Origin of the sequence: Enterobacter cloacae complex sp. P17RS (assembly GCF_014895885.1) — a bacterium.
Taxonomy (GTDB): domain Bacteria; phylum Pseudomonadota; class Gammaproteobacteria; order Enterobacterales; family Enterobacteriaceae; genus Enterobacter; species Enterobacter bugandensis.
This window is the reverse complement of record NZ_JADBQK010000011.1, coordinates 77,472-99,109: the sequence shown is the minus strand read 5'-3', so window position 1 is coordinate 99,109 and position 21,638 is coordinate 77,472. Positions and strand designations below refer to the sequence as shown.

General features: G+C 58.0%; 17 protein-coding genes. 12 read left to right on the top strand and 5 right to left on the bottom strand.

Annotated elements, in window-relative coordinates:
- The first annotated feature begins 102 nt into the window (after positions 1-102).
- The 4 genes from ppc (at position 103) to IM265_RS12190 (ending at position 5,483) form a co-directional block, all read left to right on the top strand.
- Complete coding sequence (gene ppc / locus IM265_RS12205; RefSeq protein WP_041911805.1) at positions 103-2,754, top strand: phosphoenolpyruvate carboxylase; 2,652 nt, start codon at positions 103-105, stop codon at positions 2,752-2,754.
- A gap of 57 nt (positions 2,755-2,811) precedes the next feature.
- The gene (locus IM265_RS12200; protein ID WP_100171290.1) at positions 2,812-3,576 is read left to right on the top strand and encodes an AraC family transcriptional regulator; all 765 of its coding nucleotides are present in this window, start codon (positions 2,812-2,814) and stop codon (positions 3,574-3,576) included.
- A 128-nt stretch (positions 3,577-3,704) separates the two neighbouring features.
- Positions 3,705-4,367, top strand: a complete 663-nt coding sequence (gene fsa, locus IM265_RS12195; RefSeq protein ID WP_193031889.1) for a fructose-6-phosphate aldolase — start codon at positions 3,705-3,707, stop codon at positions 4,365-4,367.
- Between the two features lie 12 nt (positions 4,368-4,379).
- Positions 4,380-5,483 carry a glycerol dehydrogenase gene (locus IM265_RS12190; RefSeq protein ID WP_193031891.1) on the top strand — a complete coding sequence of 368 codons (1,104 nt, stop codon included), beginning with the start codon at positions 4,380-4,382 and terminating at the stop codon, positions 5,481-5,483.
- Positions 5,484-5,574: 91 nt separating this feature from the next.
- Here the strand turns inward: IM265_RS12190 and katG are convergent, their stop codons facing one another.
- From katG to metB, 4 genes are all read right to left on the bottom strand, one after another.
- Positions 5,575-7,755, bottom strand: coding sequence for a catalase/peroxidase HPI (gene katG / locus IM265_RS12185; RefSeq protein ID WP_193031893.1), 2,181 nt, complete (start codon positions 7,753-7,755; stop codon positions 5,575-5,577).
- A gap of 146 nt (positions 7,756-7,901) precedes the next feature.
- Positions 7,902-8,789: a methylenetetrahydrofolate reductase gene (gene metF / locus IM265_RS12180; protein ID WP_041911801.1), complete on the bottom strand. Its 888-nt coding sequence runs from the start codon at positions 8,787-8,789 to the stop codon at positions 7,902-7,904.
- A gap of 225 nt (positions 8,790-9,014) precedes the next feature.
- Entirely contained in the window at positions 9,015-11,447 is a 2,433-nt protein-coding gene (locus tag IM265_RS12175; RefSeq protein WP_193031895.1) for a bifunctional aspartate kinase/homoserine dehydrogenase II, read from the bottom strand.
- A 2-nt stretch (positions 11,448-11,449) separates the two neighbouring features.
- Positions 11,450-12,610, bottom strand: a complete 1,161-nt coding sequence (gene metB / locus IM265_RS12170) for a cystathionine gamma-synthase (protein WP_021242813.1) — start codon at positions 12,608-12,610, stop codon at positions 11,450-11,452.
- A gap of 275 nt (positions 12,611-12,885) precedes the next feature.
- Here metB and metJ point away from each other — a divergent pair, with 275 nt between their 5' ends.
- Positions 12,886-13,203, top strand: a complete 318-nt coding sequence (gene metJ, locus IM265_RS12165) for a met regulon transcriptional regulator MetJ (protein WP_003862042.1) — start codon at positions 12,886-12,888, stop codon at positions 13,201-13,203.
- A 48-nt stretch (positions 13,204-13,251) separates the two neighbouring features.
- Here metJ and rpmE read toward each other — a convergent pair whose 3' ends face one another.
- Positions 13,252-13,464, bottom strand: a complete 213-nt coding sequence (rpmE, locus tag IM265_RS12160) for a 50S ribosomal protein L31 (protein ID WP_003862040.1) — start codon at positions 13,462-13,464, stop codon at positions 13,252-13,254.
- A 200-nt stretch (positions 13,465-13,664) separates the two neighbouring features.
- Here rpmE and priA point away from each other — a divergent pair, with 200 nt between their 5' ends.
- From priA to rraA, 7 genes are all read left to right on the top strand, one after another.
- On the top strand, positions 13,665-15,860 hold the full coding sequence (priA, locus tag IM265_RS12155; RefSeq protein ID WP_047362498.1) for a primosomal protein N': 2,196 nt from the start codon (positions 13,665-13,667) through the stop codon (positions 15,858-15,860).
- Between the two features lie 119 nt (positions 15,861-15,979).
- A complete protein-coding gene (gene cytR, locus IM265_RS12150; RefSeq protein WP_193031897.1) occupies positions 15,980-17,005 on the top strand; it encodes a DNA-binding transcriptional regulator CytR in 1,026 nt (341 codons plus the stop codon).
- Between the two features lie 93 nt (positions 17,006-17,098).
- Entirely contained in the window at positions 17,099-18,094 is a 996-nt protein-coding gene (gene ftsN / locus IM265_RS12145) for a cell division protein FtsN (protein ID WP_193031899.1), read from the top strand.
- Positions 18,095-18,188: 94 nt separating this feature from the next.
- A complete protein-coding gene (hslV, locus tag IM265_RS12140) occupies positions 18,189-18,719 on the top strand; it encodes an ATP-dependent protease subunit HslV (protein WP_008501802.1) in 531 nt (176 codons plus the stop codon).
- A gap of 9 nt (positions 18,720-18,728) precedes the next feature.
- Positions 18,729-20,063, top strand: coding sequence for an HslU--HslV peptidase ATPase subunit (gene hslU / locus IM265_RS12135; RefSeq protein WP_028014840.1), 1,335 nt, complete (start codon positions 18,729-18,731; stop codon positions 20,061-20,063).
- A 62-nt stretch (positions 20,064-20,125) separates the two neighbouring features.
- Positions 20,126-21,052, top strand: a complete 927-nt coding sequence (gene menA / locus IM265_RS12130; protein WP_100171285.1) for a 1,4-dihydroxy-2-naphthoate polyprenyltransferase — start codon at positions 20,126-20,128, stop codon at positions 21,050-21,052.
- A gap of 92 nt (positions 21,053-21,144) precedes the next feature.
- On the top strand, positions 21,145-21,630 hold the full coding sequence (gene rraA / locus IM265_RS12125) for a ribonuclease E activity regulator RraA (protein ID WP_023309687.1): 486 nt from the start codon (positions 21,145-21,147) through the stop codon (positions 21,628-21,630).
- Positions 21,631-21,638 lie beyond the last annotated feature (8 nt).

Below are 21,638 nucleotides of genomic sequence, written 5' to 3'. Positions count from 1 at the left end.
ACGACGGGGGTTTTACGTGGCTTTATAAAGGGAGATGACAAAATAATGTCCAGAAGATTTTCGCCTGGGCATAAACAAAAATGATGGGGTGACTGGGTTTTTATGAACGAACAATATTCCGCGTTGCGTAGTAATGTCAGCATGCTCGGCAAAGTGCTTGGAGATACCATCAAAGACGCATTAGGGGAGAACATCCTCGACCGCGTTGAAACCATCCGCAAGCTGTCCAAATCTTCCCGTGCCGGTAACGAGGCCAGTCGTCAGGAGCTGCTCACCACCTTGCAGAACCTCTCTAACGATGAGCTGCTGCCCGTTGCCCGCGCCTTCAGCCAGTTCCTGAACCTGGCAAACACCGCTGAGCAATACCACAGCATTTCGCCAAACGGCGAAGCGGCCAGCAACCCGGAAGTCATTGCCCGCACCCTTCGTAAACTGAAAGACCAGCCAGACCTCAACGAAGCCACCATCAAAAAAGCGGTGGAGTCCCTTTCGCTGGAGCTGGTGCTGACCGCACACCCAACCGAAATCACCCGTCGTACGCTGATCCACAAGATGGTGGAAGTAAACAGCTGCCTGAAGCAGCTGGATAACAAAGACATTGCCGACTACGAGCGCAACCAGCTGATGCGCCGTCTGCGCCAGCTGATTGCCCAGTCCTGGCATACCGATGAAATTCGTAAGCATCGCCCAAGCCCGGTCGACGAAGCCAAATGGGGCTTTGCGGTGGTGGAAAACAGCCTGTGGGAAGGGGTACCAAACTACCTGCGCGAGCTGAACGAACAGCTGGAAGAAAACCTGGGCTATCGTCTGCCGGTAGACTTTGTGCCGGTGCGCTTCACCTCCTGGATGGGCGGTGACCGCGACGGCAACCCGAACGTGACCGCGGAAATCACCCGTCACGTCCTGTTGCTGAGCCGCTGGAAAGCGACCGACCTGTTCCTGAAGGATATTCAGGTGCTGATCTCCGAGCTGTCGATGGTTGAAGCGACGCCGGAACTGCGCGCGCTGGCCGGTGAAGAAGGTGCCAGCGAGCCGTACCGCTTCCTGATGAAAAAGCTACGCGGTCAGCTGATGGCCACCCAGGCGTGGCTGGAAGCGCGCCTTAAAGGCCAGCGCCTGCCGAAGCCGGAAGGTCTGCTGAGCCAGAACGAACAGCTCTGGGAGCCGCTGTACGCCTGCTATAAATCACTCCAGGCCTGTGGCATGGGCATCATCGCCAACGGCGAACTGCTTGATACCCTGCGCCGCGTGAAGTGTTTCGGCGTACCGCTGGTGCGTATCGACGTGCGTCAGGAAAGTACCCGCCATACTGAAGCCCTGGGCGAGCTGACCCGCTATCTCGGCATCGGCGACTATGAAAGCTGGTCAGAAGCCGACAAGCAGGCGTTCCTGATCCGCGAATTGAACTCCAAGCGCCCTCTGCTGCCGCGCAACTGGGAGCCAAGCAACGACACCCGCGAGGTGCTCAACACCTGTAAAGCGATCGTCGATGCGCCGAAAGGATCGGTGGCCGCCTACGTGATCTCCATGGCGAAAACCCCGTCCGACGTGCTGGGTGTTCATCTTCTGCTGAAAGAAGCGGGCATCGACTACGCCCTGCCAGTCGCCCCGCTGTTTGAGACCCTCGACGACCTGAACAACGCCAACGACGTCATGACCCAGCTGCTGAACATCGACTGGTATCGCGGCTTTATTCAGGGCAAGCAGATGGTGATGATTGGCTATTCCGACTCCGCGAAAGATGCGGGCGTGATGGCGGCGTCCTGGGCGCAGTATCAGGCTCAGGATGCGCTGATCAAAACCTGCGAGAAAGCCGGTATCGAGCTGACCCTGTTCCACGGTCGCGGCGGCTCCATTGGCCGCGGTGGCGCGCCTGCTCACGCGGCGCTGCTCTCTCAACCGCCGGGAAGCCTGAAAGGCGGCCTGCGCGTGACCGAGCAGGGCGAGATGATCCGCTTCAAGTATGGCCTGCCGGAAGTGACCATCAGCAGCCTGTCGCTCTATACCAGCGCGATCCTGGAAGCGAACCTGCTGCCACCGCCGGAGCCAAAAGAATCCTGGTGCCGCATCATGGACGAGCTGTCAGACATCTCCTGCGATCTGTACCGCGGCTACGTGCGTGAAAACAAAGATTTTGTCCCTTACTTCCGCTCGGCCACGCCTGAACAGGAGCTGGGTAAACTGCCGCTGGGCTCGCGTCCTGCAAAGCGTCGCCCGACCGGTGGCGTTGAATCACTGCGCGCCATTCCATGGATCTTCGCCTGGACGCAGAACCGCCTGATGCTGCCCGCCTGGCTGGGTGCCGGTGCCGCGCTGCAAAAAGTGGTGGAAGACGGCAAACAGAACGAACTGGAAACCATGTGCCGCGACTGGCCCTTCTTCTCTACCCGTCTTGGCATGCTGGAGATGGTCTTCTCGAAGGCCGACCTGTGGCTGGCGGAATACTACGACCAGCGGCTGGTGAAACCAGAGCTGTGGGCGTTGGGTAAAGAACTGCGCGAACTGCTGGAAGGCGACATCAAAGTGGTGCTGGACATCGCCAACGACTCGCACCTGATGGCGGACCTGCCGTGGATCGCCGAATCAATCCAGCTGCGTAACATCTACACCGACCCGCTGAACGTTTTACAGGCTGAACTGCTGCACCGTTCCCGTCTGGCGGAAGAGGAAGGTAAAGAGCCGGATCCTCGCGTTGAACAGGCGCTGATGGTGACGATTGCGGGCGTTGCGGCGGGTATGCGTAACACTGGGTAATGCTTTATGCCGGGCAGGCGTTTTTAGCGCCGCCCGGCACGTTTCGGTAGTCTTCTCATGTATTCCGATATCACCCAAATTTTGACTGACCTGGTGAACCGTACGTTACCGCTGGGCCAGATTCATTTCACAGCGCTGGCTGAACAGCATCCCCGAACATCTCCCTGCCTCGTCATTACCCTTGCTCCCCCCTGTGAGGCGATATTTTCATCCTTTGGACACATCACCCTTCCACCGCCTAACGCCCTGAGCATACATTTCGGTAAGCAGCAGCTGACTCTCGATTTACAGCGTGACAACGCGCTTTTGCAGCAGCTGCAGGTTCCCCGGCGTGGCCCGCGAACGGGTGCTTTTCTTCTGCAAGCGCTCACCGAATTACAGATGCAGCCAGACGAGCAAGACACAGCCATGCTGGTGGTATTAAGCTTGCTCAGCCACTGCCGGGATCTGCTTGGCAGTGACATCCACACCGCTAACCGCAGCCGGGCGCTATTCGAAGCCGTTCGTAGCTATATCGAAGAAAATTACGCCTCTTCGTTAACGCGCGAATCCGTGGCACAGGCGTTCTACATCTCGCCGAATTACCTTTCCCATCTCTTTCAGAAGATCGGCCACGTGGGGTTCAACGAGTATCTGACACAAACGCGGCTGGAACATGCGCGCCAGCTGCTGAAAGGCTACGATCTCAAAATTAAAGATATTGCCGCACGCTGCGGATTTCCTGACAGCAACTACTTTTGTCGCCTCTTTCGCAAGCACACCGAGCGTTCCCCTTCCGAATATCGTCGCCAGTATCACAGCCAGCTTATCGCCAAAAAATAGCACTGTGATCGCTATCGCACTTCGCTAAGGACATTACATTTGTCCAGTATTTGGCAAAATTGACCTGTATCCGCCGCACTCAGCCGGGCCTTATCCTTTATTCAACCTTTCTGACTTAAGGAAAAATAATGGAACTGTATCTGGATACCGCGAACGTGGCGGAAGTGGAACGCCTTGCCCGCATCTTCCCCATCGCGGGCGTCACCACCAACCCAAGCATCATTGCCGCCAGCCGTGAATCCATCTGGGACGTGCTGCCGCGGCTGCAACAAGCCATCGGGCCGGAGGGCACGCTGTTTGCTCAAACCATGAGCCGCGACGCCGAAGGCATGGTGGCGGAGGCCAAACGCCTGAGTAACGCCATCACGGGTATTGTGGTGAAAATTCCGGTCACCGCGCAGGGGCTTATCGCCATTAAAGAGCTGAAAAGAGAGGGTATTACCACGCTGGGCACCGCCGTTTACAGCGCCGCTCAGGGTTTACTGGCCGCGCTGGCAGGCGCGAAATACGTTGCGCCGTACGTCAACCGTGTCGACGCACAGGGCGGCGACGGTATTGGCATGGTACAGGAGCTGCAGTCCCTGCTGGAATTGCATGCGCCGGAAAGCATGGTGCTGGCTGCCAGCTTTAAAACACCGCGTCAGGCGCTGGACTGCCTGCTGGCCGGATGCGAGGCAATCACGCTCCCCTTAGACGTAGCGCAACAAATGCTCGGTACCCCAGCGGTAGAGTCGGCCATAGAAAAGTTCGAGCAGGACTGGAAAAACGCGTTTGGTAATCTCAATCTCTAAGGGAGAACTGTTATGGACCGTATCATTCAATCGCCGGGGAAATATATCCAGGGCGCGGATGTGCTGACCCGTCTCGGCGACTATCTGAAACCCCTGGCAAACCGCTGGCTGATCGTCGGCGATAAGTTTGTGCTGAGTTTTGCCGAAGACACCCTGCGCCAGAGTTTTAAAAAAGCCGAACTGCATGCCGAAATCGCGCCGTTTGGCGGCGAATGTTCGCAAAATGAAATCGATCGCCTGAAAAAGTTGGCCGACAGCGCCGACTGCCTGGCAGTACTGGGGATTGGTGGCGGTAAAACGCTTGATACCGCGAAAGCGCTGGCTCACTTTATGGACGTGCCGGTCGCCATTGCGCCGACTATCGCTTCCACCGACGCGCCGTGCAGCGCCCTTTCCGTTATTTACACCGACAGCGGCGAGTTCGATCGCTACCTGATGCTGCCGCACAACCCGAACATGGTCATTGTGGATACGAAAGTGGTAGCAGGTGCGCCTGCACGTCTGCTGGCCGCCGGGATTGGCGACGCGCTGGCGACCTGGTTTGAAGCACGCGCCTGCTCGCGCAGCGGCGCGACCACCATGGCCGGGGGTAAATGCACACAGGCGGCATTAGCGCTCGCCGAGCTGTGCTACAACACGCTGGTTGAAGAGGGTGAAAAAGCGATGCTGGCGGCGGAACAGCATGTGGTAACGCCTGCGCTGGAACGCATTATCGAAGCCAACACCTATCTCAGCGGCGTCGGCTTTGAAAGTGGCGGGCTGGCGGCTGCACACGCTATTCATAACGGCATGACGGCGGTGCCTGACGCGCATCACTTCTATCATGGGGAAAAAGTGGCGTTTGGTACGCTGACGCAGCTGGTGCTGGAAAACGCGCCGGTAGAAGAAATTGAGACCGTCGCGGCGCTTTGCCACAGCGTAGGGCTGCCGATCACCCTGGCACAGCTGAACATCAAAGAGGATATTCCGGCCAAAATGCGTCTGATTGCCGAAGCCTCTTGTGCGGAAGGAGAAACGATCCACAACATGCCGGGGGGCGTCACGCCGGATCAGGTGTATGCGGCGCTGCTGGTGGCAGACCAGTATGGACAGCGATTCCTGCAGGAGTGGGAGTAATAAAAAAGCCGGGTGGCGCTGCGCTTACCCGGCCTACATGGCACTTTAATTTGTAGGCCGGGTAAGGCGTAGCCGCCACCCGGCACAATGGCTACTTCACGTCAAACCGATCCAAATCCATCACCTTCGCCCATGCGGCAACGAAGTCACGGACAAACTTCTCGTGCGCATCGCTGCTGGCGTAAACCTCGGCCAGCGCGCGCAGGACGGCGTTCGAACCGAAGACCAGGTCGGCGCGGGTCGCGGTGTATTTCACTTCACCGCTGGCGCGATCGCTACCGGCAAACAGCTCGTTTGAATCGTCGGTCGCTTTCCACTGGGTATTCATATCCAGCAGGTTCACGAAGAAGTCGTTGCTCAGCACGCCCTCGCGGCTGGTGAATACGCCATTCTTGCTGCCATCAAAGTTCGTGCCCAGCACGCGCAGGCCGCCGATCAGCACCGTCAGCTCAGGTGCGGTCAGGGTCAGTTGCTGGGCTTTGTCGATCAGCAGCGACTCGGTGGTAGACACATCCACCTGCGCACGGTAGTTGCGGAAGCCGTCGGCAATCGGTTCGAGCAGGTTAAACATCTCGATATCCGTCTGATCCTGACGTGCATCCACACGGCCCGGCGTGAACGGCACGTTGACGTAAACGCCCGCGGCTTTCGCCGCCTGCTCAACGCCCACAACGCCCGCCAGCACGATGATATCCGCCAGCGAGGCTTTATTGGTGGTGCGCTGAATAGCTTCCAGAGCCGGTAACGCACGTACCGCCGCAGCGTTCACGTCCCAGTCGCGCTGAGGCGCCAGCGCCACACGCGCGCCGTTGGCGCCGCCGCGCTTGTCGCCACCGCGGAAGGTCGATGCAGACGCCCATGCCACGGAAACCAGCTCGCTCACGGAGAGACCAGAGGCCGCGATTTCCGCTTTCAGGCTTTCAATGTCTTCCTGCGTTGGATGGAACACCGGCTGAGGCAGCGGATCCTGCCAAATCAGATCTTCTTTCGGCACTTCCGGGCCGATGTACCGCGCTTTTGGCCCCATATCACGGTGGGTCAGTTTGAACCACGCGCGCGCGAAGGCTTCGTTAAAGGCCTGCGGATCGTTCAGGAAGCGACGGGAAATTTTCTCGAATTCCGGGTCGAAACGCAGCGTCAGGTCGGTGACCAGCATGGTTGGCTTACGTTTTTTCGACGGGTCAAACGGGTCTGGCATGATTTCCGGCGCATCCACGGCTTCAAACTGAATCGCGCCTGCCGGGCTGCGGGTCTGCACCCATTCGTATTTGAACAGGTTCTCGAAGAAGTAGTTGCTCCACTGGGTCGGAGTTTGCGACCAGATGACCTCCAGCCCGGAGGTGATGGCATCAGCGCCAATACCGGTGCCGTGCGTGCTGGCCCAGCCTAAGCCCTGCGCTTCAATCGGCGAGGCTTCCGGATCGGTACCTACGTGCGTGGCTTCACCCGCGCCGTGGGTTTTACCGAGCGTATGGCCGCCGGCAATCAGCGCGACGGTCTCTTCGTCGTTCATACCCATGTTGCCAAAGGTGGCGCGGATCGCCGCCGCAGCAGACAGCGGTTCACCGCTGGCGTTTGGCCCTTCCGGGTTCACGTAAATCAGCCCCATTTCGGTGGCCGCCAGCGGGCGCTTCGCCAGTGCTTCCGGGTCACGGTGGGTCAGCCAGGCTTTTTCATCACCCCAGTTCACGTCCAGATCCGGTTCCCAGACGTCTTCACGACCGGCGCCAAAACCAAAGGTGCGGAAGCCGGAGTTCTCCAGCGCCACGTTACCCGCGAGAATAAACAGGTCGGCCCAAGAGATTTTTTGTCCGTATTTTTGCTTGATTGGCCACAGCAGGCGGCGCGCTTTATCCAGGCTGACGTTATCAGGCCAGGAGTTCAGCGGCGCAAAGCGCTGTTGGCCGCGTCCGGCGCCGCCGCGTCCGTCAACGGAGCGGTAAGTACCGGCACCGTGCCAGGCCATACGAATAAACAGACCCGCGTAGCTGCCCCAGTCGGCAGGCCACCACGGTTGAGAATCGGTTAACAGGGCTTTGAGATCGCCCTTGAGGGCGGAATAGTCGAGCTTGCTGAATTCTTTGCGGTAGTCGAAGTCTTCACCCAGAGGGTTCGAACGGTTGGAATGTTGGTTGAGAAGATCGATGCGGAGTTGTTTAGGCCACCACTCTTTGCTGCCGGTACCTGCGCCCGCGCTGTGATCGACGCCGCCCTGATGGAACGGACATTTGCCGGCGGATGCCGCGTTATTGGTCTCGTCTGACGTGCTCATCGCTATGCTCCCTTTACAGTGATACCGTTACGATATACACCACTAGCAATAAGATATAGTTGAATTAATCCACAGATTCGATAGTTAATACCTTTTAACTTTTTATCTGATTAAAAAGCCCTCACTTTATGAGGGCTTTTTGCTGATTACGCTGGACGAACGCCCAGCGTATGACAAATGGCGTAGCTCATCTCCGCGCGGTTAAGCGTGTAGAAGTGGAAGTCTTTCACCCCTTCGCGGCTTAAGATCTTCACCATGTCCATCGCGATATTGGCCCCCACCAGCTTGCGGGTTTCCGCATCATCGTCCAGCCCTTCGTACATTTTGGACATCCACAGCGGAATGCGAACGTTGGTCATATCGGCGAACTTCTTCGCCTGTTTGAAGTTAGAGACTGGCAGAATGCCCGGGATAATTTCGACGTCGATACCTGCCGAGACGCAGCGGTCGCGGAAGCGCAGATAGCTTTCCACGTCAAAGAAGAACTGGGTGATGGCGCGGTTGGCACCGGCCTCCACCTTACGCTTCAGGTTAAGCAAATCCGCCTGGGCGCTTTTCGCTTCCGGGTGGACTTCAGGGTAGGCGGCCACGGAGATATCAAAATCAGCAACGTCTTTCAGCAGCGCGACCAGATCGGTAGCGTACATGTCCGGCTTGCCGCTTCCCGGCGGCAGATCGCCACGCAGGGCAACGATATGGCGAATCCCGTTGTTCCAGTAGTCCTGGGCAATGGCGCGCAGCTCATCGCGGGTGGCGTCAATACAGGTCAGATGCGGCGCTGCTTCCAGACCGGTACGATCTTTGATGCCTTTAATAATGCTGTGCGTACGGTCACGCTCGCCGGAGTTGGCGCCGTAGGTCACGGAGACAAACTTCGGCTTCAGGCTGCTCAGGCGATCGATAGAGCTCCACAGGGTTTGCTCCATTTCACTGGTGCGCGGCGGGAAAAATTCAAAAGAGACGTTAATCTGGCCGTTTACTTCGGCCAGGCTCTGATTCAGTGCTTCCCGCTGGTTGGCGTGAAAAAAGCTCATACCTTACCTCTATCTTTCGCGTGTCATTGTCTGTTGTGTTGTGAACTTCTATACGTTTAGACGTCCAGATGTAAAAATGACGGAAAAGCGGCGTGACGTCAACAGAAATAATCACAATAACGGTGAGGTTTGCTCAGGGAAGGTGAAGGGAGTTCATGATGAGGGTGAGCGCGGTCTGATGCCCTCACCCTAACCCTCTCCCACAGGGAGAGGGAAATTCACTTTTTACAGCAGCTTAGCCAGACGGTTAATATCGGACTGGATAGCCCCAGCGGTGACATCGCGCCCCGCGCCCGGGCCGCGGATCACCAGCGGGTTATCGCGGTACCAGCGGCTTTCAATGGCGAAGACGTTATCGCACGGCAGCAGGGCCGCCAGCGGATGGTCAGGACGCACCGCCTCGACACCCACACGCGCCTTACCGTTCGCCTCGAAACGCGCCACGTAGCGCAGCACCAGCCCCATCTCGTTTGCCGCTTCCAGACGCTGCACCATCTGGTCATTCAGCTCGTCGCCGTTTTCGAAGAAGTGATCAACAGAACCTTCTTCGCAGCCCGCAGGCACCAGCGACTCGACGCGTACGGAATCCGGCTCGATGTCATAACCGGCTTCACGAGCCAGGATCACCAGCTTGCGCATCACGTCTTTACCGGAGAGGTCAACGCGCGGATCGGGCTCGGTTAAGCCCTGCTGCCACGCCTGATCCACCAGGTCGGTGAACGGTACGGTGCCGTCAAACTGCAGGAACAGCCAGGAGAGCGTGCCGGAGAAGATCCCGCTCAGCGCCAGAATGCTGTCGCCGCTTTCAATCAGGTCACGCACGGTATGGTTAACCGGCAGGCCCGCGCCAACGGTGGCATTATAGAGCCAGTGGCGGCCCGTTTTTTCAAACGCGTCGTGGATCTGACGGTATTTATCGGTGCTGCTCGCCCCCGCCAGCTTGTTGGCGCTGATGACGTGGAAACCGTGGCTGGCGAAATCCAGATACTGATCGGCAAGCTGTTCGCTGGCGGTGACGTCCAGCACCACCAGATCGTCATACGGGTGCGCGCGCATCCACAGGAACAGCGACTCTTCATCCTGCTCAACCGCTTCATCGTTAAAGAAGGCAAGCGCCCGGCTGGCGTCCAGCCCTTGATAGTTCAGCAGGCTGCGGCGGCTATCCACCACGCCCGCAAGAATAAATTCAAACCCGGTACGCGCCGAAAGCGTGACCTGTTCGCGGGCGAACAGCTCCAGCCAGCGGGAACCGATGTTACCCTTACCAAACAGCACCAGGCCGATGCGTTTTTCCGCGCGGAACAGCGAGGTGTGCAGACCCTGAATCAGGCTTTCGGTTGGGCCTTTACGCAGCACGGCGACCAGGCTGATGCCCTCTTCCGACTGCCAGGTGAACTCCACCGGCTGGCCCTTCAGTTGCTGCCAGAAACGGTGGCAGTGCAGCGGGTTACGGGTGACGCCCGCGCCGACCATCGCCACCAGCGCCAGCCCCTGACGCAGGCGAAGCTCGCCCGGCAGGCCCGCTTCGTCGAGAATTTTCAGCGCGCTGTCCGCCACTTCGGCGGTATAGCAGAACTGCAGCAGTTGACGATCGTTATGCACGCCAACGGCCAGCGGACGCACCTGGGCGCGTTTCAGGATCGTGTCGATATCTTTATGCGCCAGCCTGAAGTCCTGACCCGCAGGCACCTGGAACTCAATCAGGCAGATGTCGTCGTGGCTGGTGACAATGCGCGCGCCCGTGCCGGACGCCAGCACGCGCTCAATGCGGGTAGACCCCTGATCCGGCGTATAGCTACAGCGCAGCTGCAGGTCAATATCGCTGCCGGAAACCGGCTGCAGCGTACGGGCGTGCAGAACCGGTGCCGCCAGACGCGCCAGCTCGCTCGCTTCGTCGAGACGCAGCAGCGGAAGCAGGCAGGCATCTTTCACTTTACGCGGGTCCGCGCTGTAGACACCGGCCACGTCGCTCCAGATGGTGACGCGGGACACGCCCGCCAGGGCACCGATCTGCGTTGCCGAGTAGTCCGAGCCGTTACGGCCCAGCAGCACGGTTTCACCGGCGTTGCTGCGGCTGATAAAGCCGGTGACGACAATACGTTTGCCCGGATGCTGCACCAGCAGCTGTTGCAGCAGCGGATAGGACAACCCTTCGTCCACCTGCGGCTGCGCGGCGCGTTCCGCACGCAGGAAATCACGCGCGTCGAGCCAGGCCGCGTCTAGGCCCAGGTGTTGCAGTACGGCGGCCATCAGGCGCGCGGACCACACTTCACCGTGGCCCACCACTTCGGCATACACCGCGTCGGTAATCCCGCTGTCCAGCAGAGCAGCCAGACGCTCAAGGTCATGCGTGAAGGCGCTGATCAGCCCGTCCGCCACGTCCGCAGGCAGCAGGCCGGCAATCAACTCGCTCTGGTAACGACGTAAGGACTGTTGCACCTGATGCGCAGAAAGGCGATCGGTCTGGCTCAGTTTCAGCCAGCTAATCAACTGGTTGGTGGTGCTGCCCGCCGCCGAGACAACCATCATGTCACCCGGCTGTGAATATTCGGTCATGATCCCTGCGACGCGCAGATAACATTTCACATCAGCAAGACTACTACCACCAAACTTGTGCAGCTGACGACCCTTCGCCCCTGCCTGCGCTATCACACTCATGATTACCCCTTGGCTGCGACCCGGAAGCCATTTTCCAGATCGGCAATTAAATCTTCAGAATCTTCAATACCGGTCGAGATACGCAGCAGCGTCTCGGAAATCCCGGCGGCGGCACGTGCTTCCGGTGCCATACCTGCGTGTGTCATGGTCGCGGCGTGGGAGATCAAGCTTTCAACCCCACCTAAGGATTCCGCCAGCGTAAACAATGACAGCCCGCTCAGGAAGCGACGCAGCGTTTGCTCGTCACCGTCCAGTTCAAAACTTAACATCGCGCCAAATCCCTTCTGCTGGCGCGCGGCAATCTCATGCCCCTGGTTTTCCGGCAGCGACGGGTGATAAAGCTTCTTCACCAGCGGCTGGGTTTTCAGGAAATCGACAATCGCCTGGGCATTACGCTGCGCCACGTCCATGCGCGGCGACAGCGTGCGGATGCCGCGCAACAGCAGGTAGCTGTCGAACGCGCCCGCGGTGACGCCGATATTATTAGCCCACCATGCCAGTTCCGTGACAACGTCGGGATCTTTTGCAATCACCACGCCCGCCACCACGTCAGAATGGCCGTTCAGATATTTAGTGCATGAATGCAATACCAGATCCGCACCCAGTGCTAACGGGTTCTGAAGGGCCGGACTGAGGAAGGTATTATCCACTACACTTATCGCTCCCGCATCCCTTGCGAGCTGACAAATTTTCGCAATGTCGACAACGCGCAACAATGGGTTGCTTGGACTTTCCACCAGAACCAGCTTCGGCTTCTCTGCCAGCGCCTGTTTCAGCGCCTGTTCGTCGTTTTGATCGACAAACAGAACGCGGTAGCAGCCGCGCTTTGCCAGGCTGTCAAACAGACGATAGCTGCCGCCGTAACAGTCGTGCGGCGCAACCAGCAGATCGCCAGGCTTCAGGAACACCGTGGTCACCAGGTGAATGGCAGACATACCGGTATTGGTTAATACCGCACCCGCGCCGCCTTCCAGTTCCGCCAGCGCGCGCTGGGTTACATCACGCGTAGGGTTGCCGCGACGCGAGTAGTCATGCGCCCGCGGTTCATTAAATCCGGTGAAATTGTAGGTGCTGGAAAGATGAATGGGCGGGACAACGCAGCCGTACTGCTCGTCATCATTTAATCCGCTACGCACTGCGATCGTGGCCTGTTTACGCGTCATGGTGAGGGCTTCCTGGCGAATAAGGTGAAAAGTCAGCCACCAGAGTAAACATTGAAAGTATGGACGTCAATACATCTGGACATCTAAACTTCTTTGCGTATAGATTGAGCAATGCGCAAATAGCCGTTAAAATTATATGCTTTAGTGCACGCTGCAGCGGCAATATCCGTGCCACGGTATCGTCTCTACGGTAAACTACGCAAGATTACGGTTCAAAACGGGCAGTGACCGGTTTGCACCTTTAGATTAATGACTGAGAGGATTAAAGGTATCTCATGGCTGAATGGAGCGGCGAATATATCAGCCCATACGCTGAGCACGGTAAGAAGAGTGAGCAAGTAAAGAAAATTACGGTTTCCATTCCTCTGAAGGTGTTGAAGATCCTCACCGATGAACGTACGCGTCGTCAGGTGAACAACCTGCGTCACGCGACCAACAGCGAACTGCTGTGCGAAGCGTTCCTGCATGCGTTTACCGGCCAACCGTTGCCGAACGATGACGATCTGCGCAAAGAGCGTAGCGACGAAATTCCGGAAGAGGCGAAGGTGATCATGCGTGAACTGGGTATTGACCCGGAGACGTGGGAATACTGAGAAGCGGATACAAAAAAGGCACCTTGCGGTGCCTTTTTTTCGGGAAACTTATTTAGCGCCCGGGATGCTGAAACGCTTGTTGAAGCGGTCAACACGGCCACCGGTTGCAACATCACGCTGCTTACCAGTGTAAAACGGGTGGCATTTGCCGCACACGTCCAGGTTCAGATCGTGACCCACGGTAGAGCGGATCTGGATAGAGTTACCGCAAGAGCAGTTTGCAGTAATCATTTCGTATTTCGGGTGAATATCTTTTTTCATGGGAGAACCTCAGTTAAGGCCGCGTCGCTCTTCCAGCCCTAACGCCAGACACCACGCGATGTTGAATGTAAGTTCTTTGGCGTAAAGTACACCAAAGGCGGCGAATCATACAGAATTTAACCAACGTATGCAAACTGATCCGCACGCCGCTTTTACTAATGTGTATACTAACGCGCCACTTTTCAAGTCAGGAAGATTCGATGCCCGTCGCTCACGTTGCCCTGCCCGTTCCGCTTCCCCGCACCTTTGACTACCTGCTGCCCGACAGCATGAGCGCCAAAGCGGGCTGTCGCGTGACCGTGCCGTTTGGCAAACAGCAGCGCGTGGGGATCGTCGTCTCCGTCAGCGATACAAGCGAATTACCCCTCAATGAACTGAAATCGGTGGTTGAGGTGCTGGACAGCGAGCCGGTTTACTCCACCAGCACCTGGCGACTGCTGCTGTGGGCGGCAGATTATTATCATCACCCGATTGGCGACGTTCTGTTCCACGCCCTGCCGATCCTGCTGCGCCAGGGCAAAAGCGCCAGCCACGCCCCGATGTGGTACTGGTTTGCCACCGAACAGGGGCAGGCCGTAGACATCAACAGCCTGAAGCGTTCGCAGAAACAGCAGCAGGCGCTGGCGGCGCTGCGTCAGGGAAAAATCTGGCGGCACCAGGTCGACGAGCTTGAGGTCAGCGAAACGGCGCTACAGGCATTAAGAAAGAAAGGGTTGAGCGAGCTGGCCAGCGAAGCGCCCGCCCTTCACGACTGGCGCGACGGCTTCTCCGTCTCGGGCGATCGCCTGCGCCTGAATACCGAACAGGCTACCGCGGTAGGCGCCATTCATAGCGCCTCGGACCACTTTTCCGCCTGGCTGCTGGCGGGCGTGACGGGCTCCGGCAAGACCGAAGTCTATCTGAGCGTGCTGGAAAACGTGCTCGCGCAGGGCAAACAGGCGCTGGTGATGGTGCCGGAAATCGGCCTGACGCCGCAAACCATCGCCCGCTTCCGCGAGCGCTTTAACGCGCCCGTTGAGGTTCTGCACTCCGGGCTGAACGACAGCGAGCGCCTCAGCGCCTGGCTGAAAGCGAAAAACGGCGAAGCGGCGATTGTGATCGGCACCCGCTCGTCGCTGTTTACGCCGTTTAAAAACCTCGGTGTCATCGTCATCGACGAAGAGCACGACAGCTCCTATAAACAGCAGGAAGGCTGGCGCTATCACGCCCGCGATCTGGCGGTCTACCGTGCACACAGCGAGCAAATTCCCATTATTCTCGGATCCGCCACGCCTGCGCTCGAAACGCTGCACAACGTGCGCCAGCGTAAATACCACATGCTGCGCCTGACGCGCCGCGCGGGGAATGCCCGCCCGGCCATTCAGCACGTGCTGGATCTCAAAGGCCAGCAGGTGCAGGCCGGCTTAGCGCCCGCCTTGATTTCCCGCATGCGCCAGCATTTGCAGGCGGGGAACCAGGTCATCCTGTTCCTGAACCGTCGCGGATTCGCCCCCGCCCTGCTGTGCCACGACTGCGGCTGGATTGCCGAGTGCCCGCGCTGCGACCACTACTACACCTTCCATCAGGCCCAGCGACACTTGCGCTGCCACCACTGCGACAGCCAGCGTCCCGTGCCTCGCCAGTGCCCGTCATGTGGTTCCACGCATATCGTGCCGGTGGGGCTGGGAACGGAACAGCTGGAACAGGCGCTTGGCCCTTTCTTCCCGGACGTGCCTATTTCCCGAATCGACCGGGACACCACCAGCCGCAAGGGGGCGCTGGAGCAGCAGCTGGCGGAAGTGCATCGCGGCGGCGCGCGCATCCTGATTGGCACCCAGATGCTGGCCAAAGGGCACCACTTCCCGGACGTGACGCTGGTCGCCCTGCTCGACGTCGACGGCGCGCTGTTCTCGGCAGATTTCCGCTCCGCCGAGCGCTTCGCCCAGCTTTATACCCAGGTTGCCGGGCGTGCCGGACGCGCGGGTAAACAGGGCGAGGTAGTACTGCAAACGCATCACCCTGAGCACCCGCTGCTACAGACTCTGCTGCACAAAGGCTATGACGCCTTTGCCGAGCAGGCGCTGGCCGAACGCCAGACCATGCAGCTGCCGCCGTGGACCAGCCACGTCATCATCCGCGCGGAGGATCATAACAACCAGCAGGCGCCGCTTTTCCTGCAACAGCTGAGGAATCTCCTGCAGGCCAGCCCGCTGGTGGATAACCAGCTGTGGATCCTGGGCCCGGTGCCGGCGCTGGCGCCAAAACGCGGTGGACGTTTCCGCTGGCAAATTTTGCTTCAGCACCCCTCGCGTATTCGCCTGCAGCACATCGTCAGCGGCACGCTGGCGCTCATCAATACCCTGCCGGAAGCGCGTAAAGTGAAGTGGGTACTGGACGTCGATCCCATCGAAGGCTGAAGACGGATCGAAAAATTTAACGCGCCTCACACTTTTTATGAAAATTCTGTAACCGATTCCATTAACTATCTGTAAAAATGGTGATGTCCGCAGTTCGGTGTTCAGGCGAGGAGAAGACGTTGAAGTCCAGGAAAGAGGTTGCCACGGCGACCATGAAAGACGTTGCCGAGAAAGCACAAGTCTCAACGGCAACCGTGTCCCGCGCATTAATGAACCCGGATAAAGTCTCCCAGGCGACCCGTAACAAGGTTGAACAGGCGGCGCTGGAAGTGGGGTATTTCCCGCAGGCGATGGGGCGGAACGTCAAGCGCAATGAATCGCGGACCATCCTGGTAATAGTGCCGGATATCTGCGATCCCTTCTTCAGCGAGATCATTCGCGGTATCGAAGTGACGGCGGCGGAGCAGGGCTATCTGGTGCTGATTGGCGACTGCGCTCACCAGAACCAGCAGGAAAAAACCTTTATCGACCTCATTATCACCAAGCAGATTGACGGCATGCTGCTGCTTGGCTCGCGCCTGCCGTTTGATGCCAGCATCGAAGAACAGCGCAATTTACCGCCGATGGTAATGGCCAACGAATTTGCGCCTGAGCTTGAGCTGCCGACGGTCCACATTGATAACCTCACCGCCGCGTTCAACGCCGTAAACTATCTCCAGGAGCTGGGACATAAGCGGATTGGCTGCATTGCCGGGCCGGAAGAGATGCCGCTGTGCCACTACCGCCTGCAGGGCTATGTTCAGGCGCTGCGCCGTACCGGTGCGATTGTCGATCCGCACTATATTGCGCGCGGTGATTTTACCTTTGAAGCGGGCGGACAGGCGCTGGAGAAACTGCTGGCGCTGCCGGAATCGCCAACGGCGGTGTTCTGCCACAGCGACGTGATGGCGCTGGGTGCGCTTTCACACGCCAAGCGTCGTGGCTTACGCGTGCCGAAAGATTTGTCGATTATCGGATTCGATAACATTTCACTTTCAGAGTTTTGCGATCCACCGCTCTCCACCGTTTCACAACCGCGCTATCAGATTGGCCGCGAAGCGATGCTGCTTCTGCTGGATCAGCTGCAGGGTCAAACGGTTAGCAGCGGCTCGCGTTTGCTGGACTGCGAGCTGATTATTCGCGGCTCTACCCAGGCATTGACTTAAAGTAAACGCCTTTCGGACACCCTTATCTGGTCAAAGCCCCGCCGCTTAAGTAACATGGCGGGCTGACGAACGAATAAATACAGCGAAACGATAGTGGCACAACGAGATTATGTACGTCGCGGCCAGCCGGCACCTTCGCGACGCAAAAAGAGCAGTTCAAAAAGCAAGCAGCGTAGTCTGCCTGCGGTCTCGCCAGCAATGGTCGCTATTGCTGCGGCCGTGCTGGTGGCCTTTATTGGCGGCCTGTACTTCATCACGCACCATAAAAAAGAAGAGTCCGAGGCCCTTCAGGGCAACAAAGTGGTGGGAAATGGTCTGCCGCCGAAACCTGAAGAGCGCTGGCGCTATATTAAAGAGCTGGAAAGTCGTCAGCCCGGCGTGCGTGCGCCTACTGAGCCCTCAGCCGGTGGCGAAGTGAAGAATGCCGATCAGCTGACGGACGAGCAGCGCCAGCTGCTGGCACAGATGCAGGCCGATATGCGCCAGCAGCCGACGCAGCTGAATGAAGTGCCGTGGAATGAACAAACGCCAGCGCAGCGTCAGCAAACGTTGCAGCTGCAGCGTCAGCGCCAGGCACAAATTCAACAGCAGCAACAGCAGCAACAGCAGCAGTGGACGCAAACTCAGCCGGTACAGCAGCCGAAGGCCCAGCCATACCAGCAACCGCAGCAGCAGACGCGTACGGTGCAGTCGCAGCCTGTTCAACAGCCAAAAGCGCAGCCGCCAAAGCAAGCGGCGCAGCCGTATCAGGATCTGCTCCAGACGCCAGCGCATACCACCGCGCAGCAGCCGAAAACGCAGCAGGCCGCGCCGGTGACCAAAGAGACCGAAGCGCCGAAGCAGACGGCAGAGAAAAAAGACGAGCGCCGCTGGATGGTGCAGTGCGGTTCGTTTAAAGGTGCCGAGCAGGCGGAAACGGTACGTGCTCAACTGGCATTTGAAGGATTTGATTCACGCATTACCACCAATAACGGCTGGAACCGCGTGGTGATCGGCCCGGTTAAAGGCAAAGAAAACGCAGACGGCACCATTTCCCGTTTGAAAGTGGCTGGCCACACAAACTGCATTCGACTCGCCTCCGGGGGTTGAAACCCCCAAAATCCCCCCCATCTATCATTTAATTCAGCCCTGAGCACAGGCTCAGGGCTTCTGTTTCCCGAATCTGTAACCAGGGGGTCTGCTCGTGACAACAATAGTAAGTGTACGCCGTAACGGCCATGTGGTAATCGCCGGTGATGGCCAGGCCACGCTGGGTAATACCGTCATGAAAGGCAACGTGAAGAAAGTCCGTCGTCTCTACAACGACAAAGTGATCGCCGGTTTTGCAGGCGGCACGGCGGATGCCTTCACGCTGTTTGAACTGTTTGAACGCAAGCTGGAAATGCACCAGGGTCATCTGGTGAAAGCTGCCGTTGAGCTGGCAAAGGACTGGCGTACCGACCGTATGCTGCGCAAGCTCGAAGCGCTGCTGGCGGTCGCGGATGAAACCGCTTCGCTTATCATCACCGGTAACGGTGACGTGATTCAGCCGGAAAACGACCTGATTGCCATCGGCTCTGGCGGCCCTTATGCCCAGGCTGCAGCCCGCGCGCTGTTGGAAAATACCGACATGAACGCGCGTGATATCGCGGTGAAGGCGTTGGATATTGCAGGTGATATCTGCATCTATACCAACCACAACCACACCATCGAAGAATTGACCTCCAAAGCGTAAGGATCTCCCATGTCTGAAATGACCCCACGCGAAATTGTCAGCGAACTGAACAAACACATTATCGGCCAGGATAACGCTAAGCGCTCCGTGGCTATCGCGCTGCGTAACCGCTGGCGTCGTATGCAGCTTGATGAAGAGCTGCGTCACGAAGTCACCCCGAAAAACATTCTGATGATCGGCCCGACCGGCGTCGGTAAAACCGAAATCGCCCGTCGTCTGGCGAAGCTGGCGAACGCGCCGTTCATCAAAGTTGAAGCCACCAAGTTCACCGAGGTGGGCTATGTGGGTAAAGAAGTGGACTCCATCATCCGCGACCTGACCGATTCTGCAATTAAGATGGTGCGCGTCCAGGCGATTGAGAAAAACCGCTACCGCGCGGAAGAGATGGCCGAAGAGCGTATTCTCGACGTGCTGATCCCACCGGCGAAAAACAACTGGGGCCAGGCTGAACAGCAGGCTGAGCCTTCAGCCGCGCGTCAGGCATTCCGCAAAAAACTGCGTGAAGGCCAGCTGGACGACAAAGAGATTGAGATCGACCTCGCGGCCGCGCCGATGGGCGTGGAAATCATGGCGCCTCCGGGCATGGAAGAAATGACCAGCCAGCTGCAGTCCATGTTCCAGAACCTGGGCGGCCAAAAGCAGAAAGCGCGTAAGCTGAAAATCAAAGACGCGATGAAGCTGCTGATTGAAGAAGAAGCGGCGAAGCTGGTGAATCCGGAAGAGCTGAAGCAGGACGCTATCGACGCGGTTGAGCAGCACGGTATCGTGTTTATCGACGAAATCGACAAAATTTGTAAGCGCGGCGGCAACAGCTCCGGTCCGGACGTATCCCGCGAAGGCGTACAGCGCGATCTGCTGCCGCTGGTTGAAGGCTGCACCGTCTCTACCAAGCACGGCATGGTGAAAACGGACCACATTCTGTTTATCGCTTCCGGTGCATTCCAGGTAGCCAGCCCGTCGGATCTGATCCCCGAACTGCAAGGTCGTCTGCCGATCCGCGTTGAGCTGCAGGCGCTGACCACCGAAGATTTCGAGCGCATCCTGACGGAGCCAAACGCCTCTGCTACCGTGCAGTACAAGGCGCTGATGGCGACCGAAGGCGTGAACCTCGAATTCACCGAAGACGGTATCAAGCGTATCGCCCAGGCCGCATGGCAGGTCAACGAAACCACCGAGAACATCGGTGCGCGTCGTCTGCACACCGTGCTGGAACGTCTGGTTGAAGACATCTCATATGACGCGAGCGACCTCAACGGTCAAACCATTACCATCGACGCAGACTATGTGAGCAAACATCTGGATGCGTTAGTGGCAGATGAAGATCTGAGCCGTTTTATCCTATAATCGCGGTTACTGCATTCTCATCACTGTTAATGGGGGCTAAGGCCCCCATTTTTATTGGCTAAATTACTATGACTGATATCAGCCGTACTCAGGCGTGGCTCGAAAGTCTGCGCCCTAAAACGCTTCCTCTGGCTTTTGCCGCCATTATTGTCGGCACCGCGCTTGCCTGGTGGCAAGGGCATTTCGATCCGCTGGTGGCAGGTCTGGCGCTCATTACCGCCGGGCTGCTGCAAATCCTCTCTAACCTCGCGAACGATTATGGCGATGCGGTAAAAGGCAGCGACAAGCCTGACCGTATCGGGCCGCTGCGCGGGATGCAAAAAGGGGTGATCACCCAGGCACAGATGAAGCGTGCGCTGATTATCACCGTGGTGCTGATTTGCTTATCTGGCCTGGCGCTGGTGACGGTCGCCTCGAAAACTACCAGCGACTTCATTGGCTTCCTGGTGCTGGGCCTGCTCGCCATTATCGCGGCCATCACCTACACCGTCGGCACGCGCCCTTACGGCTATATTGGCCTTGGGGATATCTCTGTGCTGGTGTTCTTCGGCTGGCTGAGCGTAATGGGGAGCTGGTACTTACAGGCGCATACGGTGATCCCTGCCCTGTTCCTCCCGGCGACCGCCTGCGGCCTGCTGGCGACGGCGGTGCTCAATATCAATAATCTGCGCGATATCGACAGCGATCGTGAGAACGGCAAGAACACGCTGGCGGTGCGTCTGGGGCCGGTGAATGCGCGCCGCTATCATGCCTGCCTGCTTATTGGCGCGCTGGTTTGCCTGGCGCTGTTTAACCTGATTTCCCTGCACAGTCTGTGGGGCTGGCTGTTTGTGCTTGCCGCGCCGCTGCTGGTTAAGCAGGCCCGCTTTGTGATGCGTGAACTCAGCCCGGCAGCCATGCCGCCGATGCTGGAGCGAACGGTAAAAGGCGCGCTGCTGACTAACCTGTTGTTCGTCATTGGGATTGTGTTAAGCCAGACGCTCAGTTAGCTGACAAATATCAATTAACAATTGATGATTTTGCCAACAACGCATTTCGCACGATATACTGAACACATTCGCAGCAACTGAGCGTTAAACCTATGAAATACGATACCTCCGAGCTTTGTGACATCTACCAGGAAGATGTCAACGTCGTTGAACCGCTGTTCTCCAACTTTGGTGGGCGGTCATCGTTTGGCGGGCAAATCGTCACGGTGAAATGTTTCGAGGACAACGGGTTGCTGTACGATCTGCTCGAACAGAACGGCCGTGGCCGCGTACTGGTGGTCGACGGCGGCGGGTCCGTGCGTCGCGCACTGATTGATGCTGAACTGGCCGGCATTGCCGTCCAGAACGAGTGGGAAGGCCTTGTGGTGTACGGTTCCGTGCGTCAGGTGGACGATCTCGAAGACCTGGATATCGGGATTCAGGCCATCGCGGCCATACCGGTAGGGGCCGCGGGTGACGGTATCGGCGAAAGCGACGTGCGCGTTAACTTCGGCGGCGTGACCTTCTTCTCAGGCGATCATCTCTACGCCGATAATACCGGCATTATCCTTTCTGAAGATCCGCTGGATATCGAGTAATAAAACCA